Below are 16,980 nucleotides of genomic sequence, written 5' to 3'. Positions count from 1 at the left end.
AAAAAGTGCCTCTAGCCAATATGCTGCGGGCACTGACAGCTATTAATTACATAGCTGTCCGGTCTTGGTGATTTTCTGCGGTTTGCCAAAATCGTCAATCGCCACATAGGTCAGGCTGGCTTCCGTGACCTTGATGTAGCGGCCCTGCGAGCGAAAGCGCTCGGCGTACACCTCGACCTGCACCGTGATCGATGTGGTGCCGATGCGGGTCACGCTGGAGAAAAACGACAGAATGTCGCCGACCCGGACCGGCTGCTTGAAGACGAACTGGTTGACCGCCACCGTCGCCATGCGGCCGTCCACGTAGCGCGCCGGCACGACGGCGCCCGCCAGGTCCACTTGGGCCATGACCCAGCCGCCAAAAATATCACCGTTGGCGTTGCAGTCGCGGGGCATCGGGATCACCTTGAGCACCAGTTCCTTGTCGGTGGGAAGCTGGACATTCAGGGCCTCGGCGTCGGCGTCGGCGGTGGCTTGGGCGGTATTGCCCGTCGGTGCGCTTGATTCAGAAGACATAGGCACAATCTCACAAGAAATTTTAAAAATCCCAACGATTGTCACTCATGCGCTCCCGAGCTACTACCGCTGATTCTTCCCTTCACGTGCCCTCCGTGAGCAGCAGCGGGCCGCCGGCCGGCCCCCAGACGGCCCCGGAGCGTTCGGACTGGGGTACGCTGAAGCGGCTATTTCCGTATTTATGGGAATACAAGTGGCGCGTGGCGGCGGCGCTGGCCTTCATGGTGGGCGCCAAGCTGGCCAACGTGGGCGTGCCGCTGCTGCTGAAAAACCTGGTTGACACCATGAATTTCAAGCCCGGCGATGTGCAGGCCGTGCTGGTCGTTCCGGTGGCTTTGTTGCTGGCCTACGGCCTGCTGCGGCTGTCGACCACGCTGTTCACCGAGCTGCGCGAGCTGGTGTTTGCCAAGGCCACCGAAGGCGCGGCGCGGCGCATTTCGCTCGAAGTGTTTCGCCATCTGCACGCGCTCAGCCTGCGCTTTCATCTGGAGCGGCAAACCGGCGGCATGACGCGCGACATCGAGCGCGGCACGCGCGGCGTGCATTCGCTGATTTCATATTCGCTCTACAGCATCATCCCCACGCTGATTGAAGTGACGCTGGTGCTGACGCTGCTGGCTGTCAAGTTCGACGTCTGGTTTGCCGGCATCACCGGCATCGCGCTGGTGTTCTATATCTTTTTCACGGTCAAGGTCACCGAATGGCGCACGCAGTTCCGCAAGACCATGAACGAGCTCGACTCGTCGGCGCACAGCCGCGCTGTCGACTCGCTGCTGAACTACGAAACCGTCAAGTACTTCAACAACGAAGAGTTTGAGGCGCTGCGCTACGACGAAAACCTCAAGCGTTACCGCCAGGCCGCCATCAAGAGCCAGCGAACGCTGAGCCTGCTCAATGCCGGTCAGCAGCTGATCATTGCCATCGGCCTGGTCGCGATGCTGTGGCGCGCCACGCAAGGCGTGGTCGACGGCCGCATGACGCTGGGCGACCTGGTGATGGTCAACGCCTTCATGATCCAGCTCTACATTCCGCTGGGTTTTCTGGGCGTGATTTACCGCGAAATCAAGCAAAGCCTGACCGACCTGGAAAAGATGTTCACGCTGATGGAGCGGGAGCGCGAAATTGCTGACGAGCCCGGTGCGCCACCGCTGCGCATTGACGCCTCGCCCGCCGTGCGTTTTGAAAACGTCAGCTTTGCCTACGACCCGGCGCGGCCGATTCTTCACAGCGTCAGCTTTGAAATTCCACCCGGCAAAACCGTGGCCGTGGTGGGTTCGTCGGGCGCCGGCAAGTCCACGCTGGCGCGCCTGCTGTACCGCTTTTACGATGTGCAGCAAGGCCGCATCACGATTGCCGGGCAGGACATCAAGCATGTCACCCAGGCCAGCGTGAGGCACGCCATCGGCATCGTGCCGCAAGACACCGTGCTGTTCAACGACACGGTCGAATACAACATTGCCTACGGCAAGCCCGGCGCCAGCCATGAAGAGGTCGAAGCCGCCGCCCGCGCCGCGCGCATTCACGCCTTCATTGCCTCCACGCCCTTGGGCTACCAGACCATGGTGGGCGAGCGCGGCCTGAAACTGTCGGGCGGTGAAAAGCAGCGCGTGGCGATTGCCCGCACCCTGCTGAAAAACCCGCCCGTGGTGATTTTTGACGAAGCCACCTCGGCCCTCGATTCGGCCAACGAGCGCGCCATCCAGGCCGAGCTGCGCACCGCCGCCCAAAACAAGACCACGCTGGTGATTGCGCACCGGCTCTCCACAGTGGTCGACGCGCACGAGATCCTGGTCATGGACGCTGGCCGCATTGTGGAGCGCGGCAACCACGCCGCCCTGCTGGCCGCCAACGGGCGCTATGCCGAGATGTGGGCCCTGCAGCAGCAGGCGAGCGAGCATATTCTTGATGAAATAGGGGTCTAGCGCATATGCAGCGGGCGCAAGTAGCTATTAAAAACGGAGTAAAAATGAGTATTTGTTTCTTATAAAGATACAATCGTTTTTGTGAAAGAAACATCTGACTCCGTCTCCGACCTGCTGTTCCCTCATCAATACCGGCGCAGGGTTCTGGCTTTGCTGCTGCTGCGGCCCGGCCGGTGGCTACATTTGCGGGAGATATCCCGCTTGACCGATAGCACGGCGGGGACCATGAAAAAGGAGCTTGACCGGCTGCACGGCGCTGGCTTGCTGGAAAAGCGGCGCGTCGGCAATCAAATCCAGTTCACGGCGAACCCCCTGCATCCCGTTTTCCAGGAGCTCAGCGCTTTGCTACGCAAGACAGTGGGCCTGGCAGATGTGCTCACACAAGTCTTGGCGCCAGCCGCTGATCGCATCACGGTTGCGTTTGTGTTTGGCTCGGTGGCCCGATCCGCCGATACCGCAGACAGTGACGTTGATGTGATGATCATCGGCGACATTGACTTCGGCGAGGCGGTGAACTTGCTGTACGACGCACAGGCCACCTTGCACCGGGAAATCAACCCCAAGGTTTTTGGAGCTGAAGAATGGCGTGCAAAGCTTCAAGCCAAGTCATCCTTCGTTCTCGATGTGCTGACAAAACCGAAAATATTCCTGATTGGAAACCAGCATGACCTCGATCAACTTGCTCAATCTGGCCAAAATCGGCCAGCTTGATCCGGTCCCGCTGTCGGTCGATCTGGTCAAGCGCATGCTGCTATCGGCCAAGCAGCGCCTGCGCGATGCCGAATTCACCCAGAACAGCCCCGAAACACGTTTTGATTGCGCCTACACCGCCATTCGGGTGGTCGCTGATATAGGGCTACATCTCAACGGATTTCGCACCTCCACCAGCAAGCCAGGGCATCATCAGACGGCGGTTCAGTGCTTGTCGCACACTCTGGGCGTTGACGCTGCCACGGTCCGCATACTGGATGGCTTGCGAAAGCAGCGCAACCTGTCTGACTACGACGGCGAGATGGTCACTGACGCGGCCTTGCAGGAATGCCTGCGCCAGGCGCAGACTATGGTGATGCGGGCCGATAGCGTCCTGAAAGAGCATCCCGCGTTCAGCATTGGCGGGTAAGCAAGCCGGCCGGTTTGAGCCTGTTACGTCGACAGACAGGCCCTGCAACAGCAGTCGAAAGTGCATATTCTTGATGAAATCGGGGTCTAGCCCTTATAGGCCGGGCGCAAGCAGCTATTAAAAATGAAGTGACTTGGCGGGCGACGCGCCGGACCTTGACCTGCGCGCCCATGGCCGTCGAACCCCTGATGGGCTTGTCCGTGACGTTTTCCTGGTCGCCCGCCTCGCCCTCACGCCGATAATCTCATCATGGAAACCAAATGGCTTGAAGATTTCGTCAGTCTTGCGGATACCCGCAGCTTTAGCCGCTCGGCCCAACTGCGCCACGTCACGCAGCCCGCGTTTTCGCGGCGCATCCAGGCGCTGGAGGCGTGGGCGGGCACCGACCTGGTGGACCGAAGCTCCTACCCCACGCGCCTGACGCCGGCGGGCGAAACGCTCTACACCCAGTCGCTGGAAATGCTGCAGGGTCTTCAGTCCACCCGGGCCATGCTGCGCGGCCACACCGCGGCGGGGCAGGACTTCATCGAGTTTGCGGTGCCGCACTCGCTGGCCTTCACGTTTTTCCCGGCCTGGGTCAGCAGCCTGCGCGAGAAGTTTGGGCCCATCAAAAGCCGTCTGATCGCGCTCAATGTGCATGACGCGGTGCTGCGGCTGGTCGAAGGCAGTTGCGACCTGCTGATGACCTACCACCATGATTCCCAGCCCTTCCAGCTGGACCCTGACCGCTATGAAATGGTGTCGCTGGGCCAGGAAGTGCTGGCGCCGTTTTGCCGGCCCAATGCCGCTGGCGAGCCGGCGTTCAGCCTGCCGGGCCGCGCCGGGCAAGCGCTGCCTTACCTGGGTTATGCCCCGGGTGCCTACCTGGGGCGGATGGTGGACCTGATCCTCAAGCAGTCCAGCACCGCCATTCATCTGGACCGGGTCTATGAAACCGACATGGCCGAGGGCCTGAAGGCCATGGCGCTGGAGGGACACGGCATTGCATTTTTGCCGCTCAGCGCGGTCAAGAAAGAGCTGCGGGCCAAAAAGCTGGTCAGCGCCGGCAGTCAGCTGGAGATGACGCTGGATCTGCGCGTGTACCGCGAGCGGCCCACCGCCAAGAAAGTCGCCAAAGTTCACGCCCAGGCGCTGTGGGCGTATTTGCAGTCGCAAACCAGCGCCAGACAGAAGGGCAAAGCCGGCAGCCGGGGCGGCGACCCGTCTGCGCCCGGATAAAAAGTCGGCAACGTCCGGGCCCGGTCACGACCGGGTAGTTACCCTGGGCTGTTATAAAAAAAATGCATGACGGTGGCCTGAAACGGCATTGGCGTTTTGATGTCCCCAAATTTAAAGTGCGGGACGTTCAAATTTTGAGGGCTGCCTATGATGCACTACTCCCGTTTTACCGGCTACAGCCTCGTGCCTTGATACCGGAACGCACCGTTCAGCCAGGAACTGGCACAAAGACTGCTTGCAGGCCGTCTGTCGTTTTGGGATTTCAGGCCTGCACCATTTTGGAAACGCCAGGTATTGTTGATTTTTCTGTGTTGCAAAAATAGCCACCGCGCCAAATCTGCTCGACACCGTGTTAAAAGAGTGCGGGTAAATCTAGGCCAGGCTGAGTTACCCACTTCCTAAAATAGTTTATCAATCGTTTCGTTCATTACAGGAGATCCCATGAAACTCAAGCTCATCGCTTTATCCGTCGCCCTGCTCGCGGGCGGCACTGCATTTGCCCAGGCCAATGACACCGTTGCCAAAGTCAAAGCCTCCGGCGTCGTCACCATGGGCGTTCGCGATTCGTCGGGCGCGCTGTCTTACACGCTGGGCGATGGCAAATATGTCGGCTACCACGTCGAGATCTGCAACCGCATCGTTGCCAACCTGGAAAAAGCAGCGGGCCGCAAGCTCGAAGTGAAATACCAGTCGGTCACGTCGCAAAACCGCATTCCGCTGGTTCAAAACGGCACCGTAGACATCGAATGCGGCTCGACCACCAACAACGCGACCCGCGCCAAGGATGTGTCCTTTCTTAACACCACCTTTGTCGAGGAAGTCCGGATTGCGGTCAAAGCCAATTCAGGCATCACCTCGATTGCCCAGCTCAACGGCAAAAACGTGGCCACCACCACTGGCACGACCTCGGTTCAGACCCTGCGCAAAAATGAACGTGCCACCGGCGTCAACTTCAAGGAAGTCTTTGGCAAGGACCACGCTGACAGCTTCCTGCTGCTCGAATCCGGCCGCGCTGACGCGTTCGTGATGGACGGCTCCATTCTGGCGGGCAATATCGCTTCGTCCAAGAATCCGGCTGACATCAAGATCGTGGGTGAAGTGCTGAGCGTGGAACCCATCGCCATCATGATCCGCAAGGACGATGCGGCTTTAAAGAAAATTGGCGATGACACCATCAAGGACATGATCAAGTCGGGTGACATGGCCAAGACCTATGACAAATGGTTCATGGAGCCGATTCCTCCCAAGAATGTCCGTGTCGGCCTGCCTGTGAGCGAAAGCATCAAAGCGGCCTGGGCAACGCCCAATGACAAGCCCATGGAAGCTTACGTCACCAAGTAATTCTGCTTGGTGATCCCAACAAACCCCGCTGGCGATGATGCTGGCGGGGTTTGTTGTTTGATCTGGCGAAAATTGATTCAATAGCGCACGACAACAGGCTGGAGCCGCCATGAACTGGGACTGGAAAATATTTTTAAACGACGACGGGGGTGGCCGCACCTATCTGCAGTGGATGCTGGACGCCTGGGGCTGGACGCTGTCCGTTGCCGGCCTGGCCTGGATCGTGGCCATGCTGCTGGGCGCCCTCATGGGGACCTTCCGTACCTTGCCCAACAGCCCCTGGCTGGTGCGCCTGGGCAACGCGTGGGTGGAACTGTTTCGGAACATCCCGCTGCTGGTGCAGATTTTTATCTGGTACTTTGTGGTGCCAAAAATGTTTCCGGTGATGATGCAGGTGCCCGGCTTTGTGCTGGTGGTGCTGGCGCTGGGGTTTTTTACCTCGGCCCGGATTGCCGAGCAGGTGCGCGCCGGCGTGCAGGCCCTGCCGCGCGGTCAGCGTTACGCGGGCATGGCGCTGGGTTTGACGACGGTGCAAACCTACCGCTATGTGATTTTGCCGATGGCTTTTCGCATCATCATGCCGCCGCTGACCAGCGAGTCCATGAACCTGCTGAAGAACTCTTCGGTCGCCTTTGCCGTGTCGATTGCTGAGCTCACCATGTTTGCCATGCAGGCGCAGGAAGAGACTTCGCGCGGCGTCGAGATTTACATCGCCGTGACGGCGCTGTACGCCATCTCGGCATTTGCGGTCAATCGCGCGATGGCTTTCGTAGAAAAGAAAATGCAGATACCGGGCTTCGTGGTGGCCGGATCAGCGGGCGGAGGACACTGACATGCTGGGACTCGACCTGAGTTTTTTCAACTGGGACATCATCTCCAAGTTCGTCAAGAACGGTTTCATTTTCAGCGTTCAGCTGACCGTGATTGCCACGCTGGGCGGCATTTTGCTGGGCACGCTGCTGGCGCTGATGCGCCTGTCAGGCAAGAAAGCGCTGGTGATTCCCGCGACGATTTATGTCAACGGCATGCGCTCGATTCCGCTGGTGATGGTGATTTTGTGGTTCTTTCTGCTGGTGCCGGCCATCATTGGCAAACCGATCGGGGCCGAACTCTCGGCCACGATTACCTTTGTGGCCTTTGAGGCCGCCTATTTCAGCGAGATCATGCGGGCCGGCATTCAGTCCATTTCGCGCGGGCAGGTCAACGCCGGGCGGGCACTGGGCATGACCTACAGCCAGAACATGCGGCTGATCATCTTGCCGCAGGCCTTTCGCAACATGGTGCCGGTGCTGCTGACGCAGACCATCATCCTGTTTCAGGACACCTCGCTGGTGTATGCCATTGGCGCCTACGATTTGCTCAAGGGCTTTACCACCGCCGGCAAGATTTATGGCCGGACCGAAGAGGCCTACCTGCTGGCCGCGGTGGTTTATTTCGTGATTTGCTTCGGCATGTCCTACCTGGTCAAGCGGCTGCAGAGCCGGATCGCCATCATTCGCTGAACCTATTGTCAACGCACAATAAGTCGCAAAAAGCACACTGGAGAATCAGATGATTGAGTTGAAAGAAGTTTCCAAATGGTACGGTGATGTGCAGGTGCTCAACAACTGCAGCACCCGCATTGAAAAAGGCGAAGTCGTGGTGGTCTGCGGGCCTTCCGGTTCGGGCAAGTCGACGCTGATCAAGGTCATCAACGCCTTGGAGCCTTTCCAGAAGGGCGAGATTTTTGTGGACGGCCAGGCCGTGCACGACCCCAAAACCGACCTGCCCAAGCTGCGCAGCCGCGTCGGCATGGTGTTCCAGAACTTCGAGTTGTTCCCCCATTTGAATGTCACCGAAAACCTGACGCTGGCGCAGATCAAGGTGCTCGGACGCAAACCTGACGAGGCCAAAACGCATGGCCTGAAATATCTCGACCGGGTTGGCCTGATGGCGCACAAGGACAAGTTTCCCGGTCAGTTGTCGGGCGGCCAGCAACAGCGCGTGGCGATTGCCCGGGCGCTGAGCATGGACCCGATCGCCATGCTGTTTGACGAGCCGACCTCGGCGCTTGATCCTGAAATGGTCGGCGAGGTGCTCGACTGCATGATGGGGCTGGCCACTGACGGCATGACCATGATGGTGGTGACCCACGAGATGGGCTTTGCCCGCAAGGTCGGCAGCCGCGTGATTTTCATGGATGTGGGCGGAAAGATTCTGGAGGACTGCTCCAAAGACGAGTTCTTCAGCCATCCCGAGAACCGGCAGCCGCGGACCAAGGACTTCCTGAACAAGATACTGCAGCATTGAAGTCCTGTCATGCCCCGCTGATAAAACTGGCCGCCCTCATGGTTGATGGGGCGTGCTGGTATTGGGACTCACCGTGTCCTGATCACGACTTCAAGGTACTCACTCGGCACGACCATCGCGCCATCGGTGGCGCGGTTGAACTGCTGCGCCAGCCCGATGAAATCAGCGGACAGGGACTGCTGCTGGGCGGCGTCCACGGCGCCGAACGCCTTTTGCACCGGCCCATAGTAGGTGCGAAACGTGTCGAGCCAGTGCTGTGGCGAGCGGTAGCGAAATACAAAGTTCTGGCGGACCGCTTCGAGCGTGCCGATGCGCCCGTCAAACAGCTCGCGCAGGCGCTCATCGGTGCCCCAGAGCGAAGGCGACTTGACGCCAGCGGGCGGGGGAATGTAACGGCCGATCAGCTTGAATAACTGGCCGATGAAACCCGGCGGCGTCCAGTTCGCCAGGCCGATCTTGCCGCCCGGCTTGCACACGCGTGCGAGTTCACTTGCTGCCCGTTCCTGGTTGGGCGTGAACATCACCCCGAACGTGGACAGCACGACATCAAACGAGGCATCTGCATACGGCAGGTTCTCGGCGTCGGCCTCTTCGAACTGTACTGCCAGGCCCTCGGCGCTTGCCCGCGCCTTGCCCCGTTCCAGTAGCGCGCCCACATAGTCGGTTGAGACCACATCGCACCAGCGGCGAGCAGCGGCCAGCGTGGCATTGCCGTTGCCGGCAGCGACATCGAGCACGCGCTCGCCGGCGCGTAAATCGAGCGCTTCACACAAGTTCTCGCCGACGATCTGCAAGGTCGTTCCAACGACGGCGTAGTCCCCCGAGGACCATGCGGCATGCTGCTTGAGCTTGACCGCTGAAAAATCGGTAACAGGCTGTGCGGATAAGGTTTCCATGATGCTTCTCCAGGGCTGGTGTTTATGGGGTTCGGGGGGGGCGTCAGTCGGACTGATGTCGGTGATTCCCCAAGGACGGGTACTGTGCAGCCGCATGCAAGGGTTTTATCTGGATGGGCCTTCGACCGGCACGGCATCCAGCGGCGACTCAAACGCAATGAAGAGAACGCACGGGGCGGTGCTTGCGCAGAAGGCTTTGTGGGGCTTTTTAGGGGGGCCGTAGGCATAAGTCCCCGACTTGAGAACAGCCGTCTTCTGGCCGTCGTAAGTGACGCGAAGCTCGCCCGCTACCAGCACCATGCGCTCTGCCGACGTGTGCCAATGCAGAGGAAGGGTCGATTTGGCGGGCACTCTGAGGAATACGTCGACATTGTCCTTTGCAGGATCGCCGTGAAGAACGGCAATGCCGCACCCTTTGGGCAAGAACGGCGGACAGGGCCCCCACTTCAGCTTCGCGTCACGGGCGGTCCACGTCACCGCCTGCTCCTCAACAGCCTGCTGTGCGAGCGCGAAAGAGTTGAGCAGGCTCAACGACAAAACCAGGGAACAGCGCCATATGGGCTGCAATGAGCGTCCTGGAAAGGTTTGCTGGGACATGGTAATTTCTCCTTGTGGTTGCCGTGCTGTACGGCTGCATGATCGCCTGACAAGGCTGATTCAGGGTCACCACGAAGTGGACAAACAGGGATACAGAAAGCGGGACAAAAAGCCTCCACCGGCGCCGGTCGCGGGAATAAAATGCGTCGGTGCGGGCGATGCCTGCAGGAGCCGGACATGGACGAACAGAGCAATTCTTTTGGATACTGGCTGCGCCGACGACGCAAGGCGCTGGATCTGACGCAGGGCGCACTGGCTCAAAAAGTCAGTTGTTCGCAGGCCGCGATCAAGAAAATTGAGGCCGAGGAGCGCCGGCCCTCCAAGGGACTGGCTCAGCGTCTGGCCGAGCAGCTCGCGATTCCGGCGCAGGAGCGAGCGGTGTTTCTGGACGCTGCACGCAACCGCCGAGTCAACAACAGCTTGCATTTCGATGAATCGCCCGTCAAGGCCACCCCCTTTGTTCCAGCAAGAGACGCGCTGCTGCCGGCAAGTCATCTGAATTTGCCCTTCGTCGGGCGCAACAACGACTACGGGCAGTTCCTCGGGCTGATCGCCCGACTTACATCGGGAAGCGGCCATGTGGTGCTGATCGAGGGTGAGGCCGGCATTGGCAAGAGCCGGTTGATGCACGAAGTCAGGCGCTACGCGCAAGAACGCGATTTGCAGACGCTGGCCACGAACTGTTACGAGATTGAGCAGGCGATAGCCTATCAACCGGTGATCGATCTCGCCACCCAGGCCTGGATGGCCGCACCCGAAGCGCGGCTGCGCATGATGGCGCCCATCCTGCTGGCCGAGATCGCCGCACTGGTGCCGGCCGCAGCCGAGCGCCTGGCCGACCTGCCGCCCTTGTCGGCGGACTTCCCCGAGGCGCGGCAGGCACGCCTGTTTCATGCGCTGCTTCTGTTGTTCGATGCGCTGGCCCAGAATCGGCAGCTGATTGTCAACATCGACAACATTCAATGGGCTGACGACGCCAGCCTGCAGTTCCTGCATTTTCTGGCACGCCAGATTGCCCGGCGGCCAATACTCCTGGCCTGTGCCTACCGCGACGAGGAACTCGACAGCAACGAACAACTCAGCGGCCTGCTTGAAAGCCTGCGCCGTGAACCGCATACACGCCATATCGAGCTGGCGCGGCTGAAACCCGAAGATACCGAAGCGCTGCTGATCAAAATCAACGACCCAAGGTTGGGCGCGCCTGATCTTGCGGCGCGGCTGCACCGGGAAAGCGAGGGCAATCCCTTCTTTCTCGGGTCGATCGTGCATGCGCTGAGCGACGGCGAATGCACGATCAGCGACCCGCTCAGACTGCCGCTACCGGATGCACTGCGGGACTCGGTGCGCGCCCGCCTGGCCCATGTGCCGATTGAAGACAGGCCATTGCTCGATGTCGCGGCCGTATTGGGGCATCGTTTCGACTTCGAGACCTTGCTGGCGCTCACGCGCATGCCCGAGGAGCGCTTTCTGCACAGCCTGGACTCGCTGGTCAAGCGCCGGCTGCTGCGCGAGGAGCAGGACGGGGATTTTTATGATTTCAGCCACGACAAGGTGCGCGAGGTGGTGTACCGCGACATCGGGAGCGCCCGGCGCGTGCTGCTGCACCGGGTTGTGGCAGAGCTGCTGGAGCAGCATGCCCAAGGCGATACCCATGGGCACGATGCCCACCTTGCCGAGCACTATGAGCGCGGCAAGGTGTGGCCCAAGGCTTTGACGTATCTTGGCCTGGCCGCCGATCGATCGCAAAAACTGTTTGCGATGCGCGAATCGCTGCAATGGTTTGACCGTGCTGTCGGGCTGCTGCTGGCCCATCCCGAAGCGGCCACGCCAGCCCGGCAACTTGCGCTGTACGAGCGGCGCGGGGTGGCGCGAGCCCAGGCCGGCCAGACCGAGGGCGCGGTGGCCGACTTTCAGCGCGTGATCGAGGCGGCGCGCGCGCTGGGCGAGCACGCGCATGCATGTGATGTGCTGATTCAGCTCGGCATGGCGTACCGGCGCGCCGACGCCTACGAACAGGCCGTCGCCTGCCTCGACGAAGCCCTCACGGCCTCGCGCGCAACGCGCGATGAGCGGCATGTGGCCGATACGCTTTATCACTTGGGGACGGTCGCCTGGAGCAATGGCCGCAACGATCTGGCGATCACGCATCACCAGCAAGCGGTCGATATCTGCGAGCGTCTGCACCTGACCGACCTGGTCGCCGTGCAGGCGTTTCACGGGCGCGGGGAAGCCTATTTTGCCAACGCCGAACCGGCAGCGGCCATCGGCGCATTTTCGCGCTCGCTCGATCTGGCCCGCGTCATCGACGACAAGAGCTATGAATCGGAAAACCTGATGATGATCGGCTGGGCCTGCACCGGCCACATGGGGCTGGCCGACTACCCGCGCGCCTTGTCGCATTTCGATGCCGCGCTGGTCATCGCGCGAGCCGCTGACCTGCAGTGGCATCTGGGGCCGACACTGATCGGGCGCGCCAATGTGCGGGCAGCCATGGGCCGGTTTGGCGAGGCCTGGGCTGACCTGAACGAAGCGCTGCCGCGTCTGGAGATGCTGGGGCTGGTTCGCTACCAGATCATGGCGCATGACGCGCTGGGCTGCCTGTTGCTGGCTTTGAACCATGCCGGCCCGGCGTCGCAGCACTTTGAACGAAGTCTGCGACTCGCGCGCGACGCCGGAATCAGGTACTGGCTGCCCAGGCTGGAAGCCAATCTGGCAATTGCACAGCTGCGGCTCGGTATTGCCGGCCATCGATTAACGCTGCAAGCGGCGCTTCAGTATTCGCAGGATTACCGCGAGGAATGGCTGACGTTACGCTGCCTGGAGGCGCTGGCCGAGTCGGCGCTGGCCGAGGACGACGCGCAGGGGTGCCTCATTTATGCGGGCCAACTGCTGACGCGGGCCTCTCGCGGCGACATGCGGGAGATGATCGGACAAGCCCATCGCTTGCGCGGTCTGGCATGGCTCGCTGTGAATGCGCACGAAGCCGCGCGCAAGGGGCTGACGCAGGCCTTGGTGCTGGCCAAACAGATCGGCCAGGTCCGGCTCGCGTGGGACTGCCACCTGGCGCTGGCACGGGTTGCCGCTGCGGTCGGCGACCCGGGGGAAGGCGACGACCAGCGGGCCAGCGCACGCGACCTTGCTGCGCAAATCACCAAAAATCTGCAGGGGTCGGGTTTGACTTCCAATTTGGTGGCGCTTCAGTGAGACACTTTTTTCCAACACATCTTCCCGTGATGTGAAGCGAAATCGATCAGCCTCTAGGACAATGGCGCCCATGACCTCTGAAATCACCATCATCCGCCCGGACGACTGGCACCTGCATGTGCGCGACGGCGAAGCCCTGTACACCGTGGTGCCGCACACGGCGGCGCAGTTTGGTCGGGCCATCATCATGCCCAACCTGCGCCCGCCGGTGACCACGGCCGCGCTGGCCCTGGCCTACCGCGCACGCATTCAGGCGGCCGTGCCCGAGGGCATGACCTTCGAGCCGCTGATGACGCTGTACCTGACCGATAACCTGCCGCCGGAAGAGATCAGGCGCGCCAAGGACGCGGGCGTGGTCGCTGCCAAGCTCTACCCGGCGGGCGCCACCACCAACAGCGATGCCGGCGTGACCGACCTGCGCAAGACCTACAAAACCCTGGAAACGATGCAGCGCGAAGGCCTGCTGCTGCTGGTGCACGGCGAAGTGACCTCGCCCGAGATCGACCTGTTTGACCGCGAGGCGGTGTTCATCGATACCCAGCTGATTCCGCTGCGGCGCGATTTTCCCGAACTCAAAATCGTGTTCGAGCACATCACGACGAGGGAAGCCGCGCAGTACGTGGCTGAGTCGGACCAGTTCCTGGGGGCCACGCTTACCGCCCACCACCTGCTGTACAACCGCAACGCCATTTTTACCGGCGGCATTCGCCCGCATTACTATTGCCTGCCCGTGCTCAAGCGCGAAACCCACCGCCTCGCGCTGGTCGAAGCGGCCACGTCGGGTAACGCCCGGTTCTTCCTCGGCACCGACAGCGCACCGCACCCGGCCCATCTCAAGGAACACGCAACGGGCTGCGCTGGCTGCTACACCGCGCATGCGGCGATCGAGATGTATGCCGAAGCCTTTGACGCCGCCGGCGCGCTTGATCAGCTCGAAGCCTTTGCCAGCTTCAACGGCGCTGATTTTTATGGCCTGCCGCGCAATCGGGGCAGCATCACGCTCAAGAAGGAAAGCTGGACGCCGCCCGTCAGTTTTGCTTTTGGCGAGGCCGAGCTCAAGCCGCTGCGCAGCGGCGAGGCGCTGCCGTGGAAGCTGATCAATTCGCCTTCAGAAAGCCGCTGATGGACCGCAAACCCCGTGTTGCCCTGCTGATTGATGCCGACAACTCGCCGGCCTCCAAGATCGACCTGATCCTCAACGAGCTGTCAACCTTCGGCGAAACCAATATCCGCCGCGCCTACGGTAACTGGAAAAAGAGCGAACTCAAGGGCTGGGAGGAAGCGCTGCACGAACATGCCATCCGGCCGATGCAGCAGTTTGACTACACCAAAGGCAAAAACGCCAGCGACATGGCGATGGTGATTGATGCGCTGGAGCTGCTCTACACCGACCAGCCTGACGCTTTCGGCATTGTCTCGTCCGATGCCGATTTCACGCCGCTGGTGATGCACCTGCGCGCCAAGGGTGCCGCCGTGTATGGCTTTGGCGCGCAGAAAACGCCTGAACCTTTTGTCAACGCCTGTTCGCGTTTTTTGTACCTCGACAAGCTGCGGCCGATCGCGGCAAACGATGCGCCAGCAGGCGGACGGGAAGACACCGACGCCGTGGCCGCCGTGCCCTTGCGGGCCACGCCGGCCCAGCTCAAACAGGACGCCAAGCTCGTCATGCTGCTGCGCAATGCCGTGCAGGCGGCCGCCGATGACGAGGGCTGGGCGCGCGTCGGTGCGGTTGGCACCCAGATCGCCAACCAGGCCTCGTTCGACCATCGCAACTATGGGTATGCCACGCTCACCAAGCTGCTGGTCGCGACCCAGCTGTTCGATATCGTGGATGAAGGCAAATCGACGGTGATGGTGCGCGATAAAAGACTGTCCAGACCGGCCCGGAGCTGATGGCCGCCGATGCGCCTGTCTCCGTGGCTCTGCCGGCGCTGGAGGCCATTGACTGGGACCGGCCCTGGCTGGACCTCTGGCGCGAGCCGGGCCAGCGGGTGATGCAAGCCGTCGCGGCTGGTGCGGGCTTGCCCGAAGCGCTGAACCGCGAGCGCAGCGCTCCTGTGCGCTTTGTGCCGCAAACCGAACTGCCACCGGGAGAGGCCTACGAGCGCTATATTTTTAATAGCGGAAACTGCCCTACTCGCGAGGGCTTGCATGACTTTTTTAATGGATTGTGCTGGATGCGCTTTCCCGAAACCAAGCAACGGCTTAATCAGCTGCAGGCTGCCGAAATTGCTGCTGCAGGCGTGGCGCCCTTGCGCGGCCCGGTGCGCGACGCGCTGACCGTGTTTGATGAAAATGCCGCCTTGTTGCTGGCGCCGCAGCCGCTATGGGACGCTTTGATCGCACGCGACTGGCCGCTTCTGTTTGTCGAGCTGCGCCCGTTGTGGGCTGAGGCCCAGCTGGTGCTGTTTGGCCATGCACTGCTTGAAAAACTGGTCTATCCACGAAAACCCATCACCGCGCACGTGTATAGGGATCAGCCAGCTATTGATTCAATAGCAGAGCTGGATGCCTGGGTGGCGGGTGACCTGAGTGCGGCCAAGCTCGCCGGCAAACCTTTTGCGCCCTTGCCGGTACTGGGCGTGCCGGGCTGGTGGCCGGAAAACGAAGACTTTTCCTTTTATGATGACGCCATGGTTTTTCGCCCGCGCAGATGAAAACAAAAAACTGGAAATGTCTGCGCTTGGCTTGGTTCAGAGTCCTTACGGAAACCTTGATTTGGGCTGTAAAACCCCCACTTTCTGCCTAGAAATGCACAATGCGGGCGTGTGCCCCCTTATGCTCCCCTGCCTGTAGTTAACGACCCCCGGAGAATCCATGAAACGCATTTTTCTGTTTATCCTGACCAACATTGCCGTCGTGGCGGTGCTGGGCATTGTGGCAAGCCTGCTGGGCGTGAACCGCTTTCTGACCGCCAATGGCCTGAACCTGTCGGCATTGCTCGGCTTTGCGCTGATCATGGGTTTTGGCGGCGCCATTATTTCGCTGCTGATCAGCAAGCCGGTGGCCAAGTGGAGTTCCGGTGTGCGCGTGATCAACGGTGCCGACGGCCCGCAAAATGCCGATGAAGCCTGGATTGTCGAGACCGTCCGCAAGCTGGCCGACAAGGCGCAGATCGGCATGCCCGAGGTCGGTATCTTTGAAGGCGCGCCTAACGCTTTTGCCACCGGCGCGTTTAAAAATTCTTCGCTGGTGGCGGTCTCCACCGGCCTGCTGCAGGGCATGACCCGGGAAGAGATCGAGGCCGTGATCAGTCATGAGGTTGCCCACATCTCCAACGGCGACATGGTCACCATGACGCTGATTCAGGGCGTGATGAACACCTTTGTGGTGTTCCTGTCGCGGGTGATTGGTTACGCGGTCGACAGCTTTTTGCGCAAGGGCAGCGACAACAACTCCGGCCCCGGCATTGGCTACTACGTCAGCACCATCGTGCTCGACATCGTGCTGGGCTTTGCCGCCGCCATCATCGTGGCCTGGTTTTCGCGTCACCGCGAGTTCCGTGCCGATGCGGGTGCTGCGCAGCTGATGGGCCGCAAGCAGCCCATGATCAATGCGCTGGCCCGTCTGGGGGGCATGCAGCCCGGCGAATTGCCCAAGGCCGTGGAGGCCATGGGCATTACCGGCGGCATGGGCAAATTGTTTGCGACGCACCCGCCGATTGAAGAGCGCATCGCGGCGCTGCAGAGCGCGCAGGGCTAAAGGTCTGCGCTTTCATGAAGGCCGGCTTTTAGCCTAATGCCAGTCAGTTAAGAACTGACTGGCATTTTTCTTGGGTATTTGGACGCCCTGTGCTTGACAAGTCTGGGGCAAGTGCGGGGTCGCCGCGGCGGCAAAAGAAAAATGGCGGCTTGCTCGTAAAGCAGGGCCAGACGCC

At 60.9% G+C, this 16,980-nt stretch carries 16 protein-coding genes; 13 read left to right on the top strand and 3 right to left on the bottom strand.

The window, feature by feature from the left end; genetic code table 11:
• Nucleotides 1-42 precede the first annotated feature (42 nt).
• A complete protein-coding gene (locus tag Q8K05_RS04935; protein WP_305245411.1) occupies nucleotides 43-516 on the bottom strand; it encodes an acyl-CoA thioesterase in 474 nt (157 codons plus the stop codon).
• A gap of 47 nt (nucleotides 517-563) precedes the next feature.
• Between Q8K05_RS04935 and Q8K05_RS04930 the strand changes: the two genes are divergently transcribed.
• From Q8K05_RS04930 to Q8K05_RS04895, 8 genes are all read left to right on the top strand, one after another.
• Nucleotides 564-2,438: an ABC transporter ATP-binding protein/permease gene (locus Q8K05_RS04930; RefSeq protein ID WP_305245410.1), complete on the top strand. Its 1,875-nt coding sequence runs from the start codon at nucleotides 564-566 to the stop codon at nucleotides 2,436-2,438.
• 81 nt (nucleotides 2,439-2,519) lie between these two features.
• Nucleotides 2,520-3,149, top strand: a complete 630-nt coding sequence (locus Q8K05_RS04925) for a nucleotidyltransferase domain-containing protein (RefSeq protein WP_305245409.1) — start codon at nucleotides 2,520-2,522, stop codon at nucleotides 3,147-3,149.
• Complete coding sequence (locus tag Q8K05_RS04920) at nucleotides 3,103-3,558, top strand: hypothetical protein (protein WP_305245408.1); 456 nt, start codon at nucleotides 3,103-3,105, stop codon at nucleotides 3,556-3,558. Before Q8K05_RS04925 ends, Q8K05_RS04920 begins: the two co-directional genes overlap by 47 nt.
• A 249-nt stretch (nucleotides 3,559-3,807) precedes the next feature.
• A complete protein-coding gene (locus Q8K05_RS04915; protein ID WP_305245407.1) occupies nucleotides 3,808-4,776 on the top strand; it encodes a LysR substrate-binding domain-containing protein in 969 nt (322 codons plus the stop codon).
• Between the two features lie 441 nt (nucleotides 4,777-5,217).
• Nucleotides 5,218-6,117, top strand: a complete 900-nt coding sequence (locus tag Q8K05_RS04910; protein WP_305245406.1) for a transporter substrate-binding domain-containing protein — start codon at nucleotides 5,218-5,220, stop codon at nucleotides 6,115-6,117.
• Between the two features lie 109 nt (nucleotides 6,118-6,226).
• Entirely contained in the window at nucleotides 6,227-6,949 is a 723-nt protein-coding gene (locus Q8K05_RS04905) for an amino acid ABC transporter permease (RefSeq protein ID WP_305245405.1), read from the top strand.
• A 1-nt stretch (nucleotide 6,950) separates the two neighbouring features.
• On the top strand, nucleotides 6,951-7,619 hold the full coding sequence (locus Q8K05_RS04900; RefSeq protein WP_305245404.1) for an amino acid ABC transporter permease: 669 nt from the start codon (nucleotides 6,951-6,953) through the stop codon (nucleotides 7,617-7,619).
• A gap of 49 nt (nucleotides 7,620-7,668) precedes the next feature.
• Entirely contained in the window at nucleotides 7,669-8,406 is a 738-nt protein-coding gene (locus tag Q8K05_RS04895; RefSeq protein ID WP_305245403.1) for an amino acid ABC transporter ATP-binding protein, read from the top strand.
• Nucleotides 8,407-8,474: 68 nt separating this feature from the next.
• Here the strand turns inward: Q8K05_RS04895 and Q8K05_RS04890 are convergent, their stop codons facing one another.
• The gene (locus Q8K05_RS04890; RefSeq protein WP_059759103.1) at nucleotides 8,475-9,302 is read right to left on the bottom strand and encodes a class I SAM-dependent methyltransferase; all 828 of its coding nucleotides are present in this window, start codon (nucleotides 9,300-9,302) and stop codon (nucleotides 8,475-8,477) included.
• Nucleotides 9,303-9,407: 105 nt separating this feature from the next.
• Complete coding sequence (locus Q8K05_RS04885; RefSeq protein ID WP_082709036.1) at nucleotides 9,408-9,899, bottom strand: cupin domain-containing protein; 492 nt, start codon at nucleotides 9,897-9,899, stop codon at nucleotides 9,408-9,410.
• A gap of 177 nt (nucleotides 9,900-10,076) precedes the next feature.
• Between Q8K05_RS04885 and Q8K05_RS04880 the strand changes: the two genes are divergently transcribed.
• The 5 genes from Q8K05_RS04880 to htpX all read left to right on the top strand — a co-directional run bounded on the left by Q8K05_RS04880 (nucleotide 10,077) and on the right by htpX (nucleotide 16,805).
• Nucleotides 10,077-13,103, top strand: coding sequence for an AAA family ATPase (locus Q8K05_RS04880; RefSeq protein WP_305245402.1), 3,027 nt, complete (start codon nucleotides 10,077-10,079; stop codon nucleotides 13,101-13,103).
• A gap of 70 nt (nucleotides 13,104-13,173) precedes the next feature.
• Nucleotides 13,174-14,226, top strand: coding sequence for a dihydroorotase (pyrC, locus tag Q8K05_RS04875; RefSeq protein ID WP_305245401.1), 1,053 nt, complete (start codon nucleotides 13,174-13,176; stop codon nucleotides 14,224-14,226).
• Nucleotides 14,226-14,996, top strand: a complete 771-nt coding sequence (locus tag Q8K05_RS04870; RefSeq protein ID WP_305245400.1) for an NYN domain-containing protein — start codon at nucleotides 14,226-14,228, stop codon at nucleotides 14,994-14,996. The genes pyrC and Q8K05_RS04870 overlap by 1 nt, the downstream gene beginning before the upstream one ends.
• Nucleotides 14,996-15,760, top strand: coding sequence for a DUF3025 domain-containing protein (locus tag Q8K05_RS04865; RefSeq protein WP_305245399.1), 765 nt, complete (start codon nucleotides 14,996-14,998; stop codon nucleotides 15,758-15,760). Before Q8K05_RS04870 ends, Q8K05_RS04865 begins: the two co-directional genes overlap by 1 nt.
• A 160-nt stretch (nucleotides 15,761-15,920) precedes the next feature.
• Nucleotides 15,921-16,805, top strand: coding sequence for a protease HtpX (htpX, locus tag Q8K05_RS04860; RefSeq protein ID WP_305245398.1), 885 nt, complete (start codon nucleotides 15,921-15,923; stop codon nucleotides 16,803-16,805).
• The last annotated feature ends 175 nt before the right edge of the window (nucleotides 16,806-16,980 follow it).

Source organism: Polaromonas sp., assembly GCF_030682935.1.
Taxonomy (GTDB): Bacteria; Pseudomonadota; Gammaproteobacteria; order Burkholderiales; family Burkholderiaceae_C; genus Polaromonas.
The sequence above is the reverse complement of the archived record's forward strand: the minus strand, read 5'-3'. Positions and strand labels throughout refer to the sequence as shown.

Excerpts from the sequence above, each read along its gene's own strand:
- Q8K05_RS04890 (WP_059759103.1), bottom strand. The coding sequence starts at position 9,302 with ATGGAAACCTTATCCGCACAGCCTGTTACCGATTTTTCAGCGGTCAAG.
- Q8K05_RS04905 (WP_305245405.1), top strand. The coding sequence starts at position 6,227 with ATGAACTGGGACTGGAAAATATTTTTAAACGACGACGGGGGTGGCCGC.
- Q8K05_RS04935 (WP_305245411.1), bottom strand. The coding sequence starts at position 516 with ATGTCTTCTGAATCAAGCGCACCGACGGGCAATACCGCCCAAGCCACC.
- Q8K05_RS04870 (WP_305245400.1), top strand. The coding sequence starts at position 14,226 with ATGGACCGCAAACCCCGTGTTGCCCTGCTGATTGATGCCGACAACTCG.
- htpX (WP_305245398.1), top strand. The coding sequence starts at position 15,921 with ATGAAACGCATTTTTCTGTTTATCCTGACCAACATTGCCGTCGTGGCG.
- Q8K05_RS04895 (WP_305245403.1), top strand. The coding sequence starts at position 7,669 with ATGATTGAGTTGAAAGAAGTTTCCAAATGGTACGGTGATGTGCAGGTG.
- pyrC (WP_305245401.1), top strand. The coding sequence starts at position 13,174 with ATGACCTCTGAAATCACCATCATCCGCCCGGACGACTGGCACCTGCAT.
- Q8K05_RS04915 (WP_305245407.1), top strand. The coding sequence starts at position 3,808 with ATGGAAACCAAATGGCTTGAAGATTTCGTCAGTCTTGCGGATACCCGC.
- Q8K05_RS04920 (WP_305245408.1), top strand. The coding sequence starts at position 3,103 with ATGACCTCGATCAACTTGCTCAATCTGGCCAAAATCGGCCAGCTTGAT.
- Q8K05_RS04880 (WP_305245402.1), top strand. The coding sequence starts at position 10,077 with ATGGACGAACAGAGCAATTCTTTTGGATACTGGCTGCGCCGACGACGC.
- Q8K05_RS04865 (WP_305245399.1), top strand. The coding sequence starts at position 14,996 with ATGGCCGCCGATGCGCCTGTCTCCGTGGCTCTGCCGGCGCTGGAGGCC.
- Q8K05_RS04930 (WP_305245410.1), top strand. The coding sequence starts at position 564 with ATGCGCTCCCGAGCTACTACCGCTGATTCTTCCCTTCACGTGCCCTCC.
- Q8K05_RS04885 (WP_082709036.1), bottom strand. The coding sequence starts at position 9,899 with ATGTCCCAGCAAACCTTTCCAGGACGCTCATTGCAGCCCATATGGCGC.
- Q8K05_RS04910 (WP_305245406.1), top strand. The coding sequence starts at position 5,218 with ATGAAACTCAAGCTCATCGCTTTATCCGTCGCCCTGCTCGCGGGCGGC.
- Q8K05_RS04900 (WP_305245404.1), top strand. The coding sequence starts at position 6,951 with ATGCTGGGACTCGACCTGAGTTTTTTCAACTGGGACATCATCTCCAAG.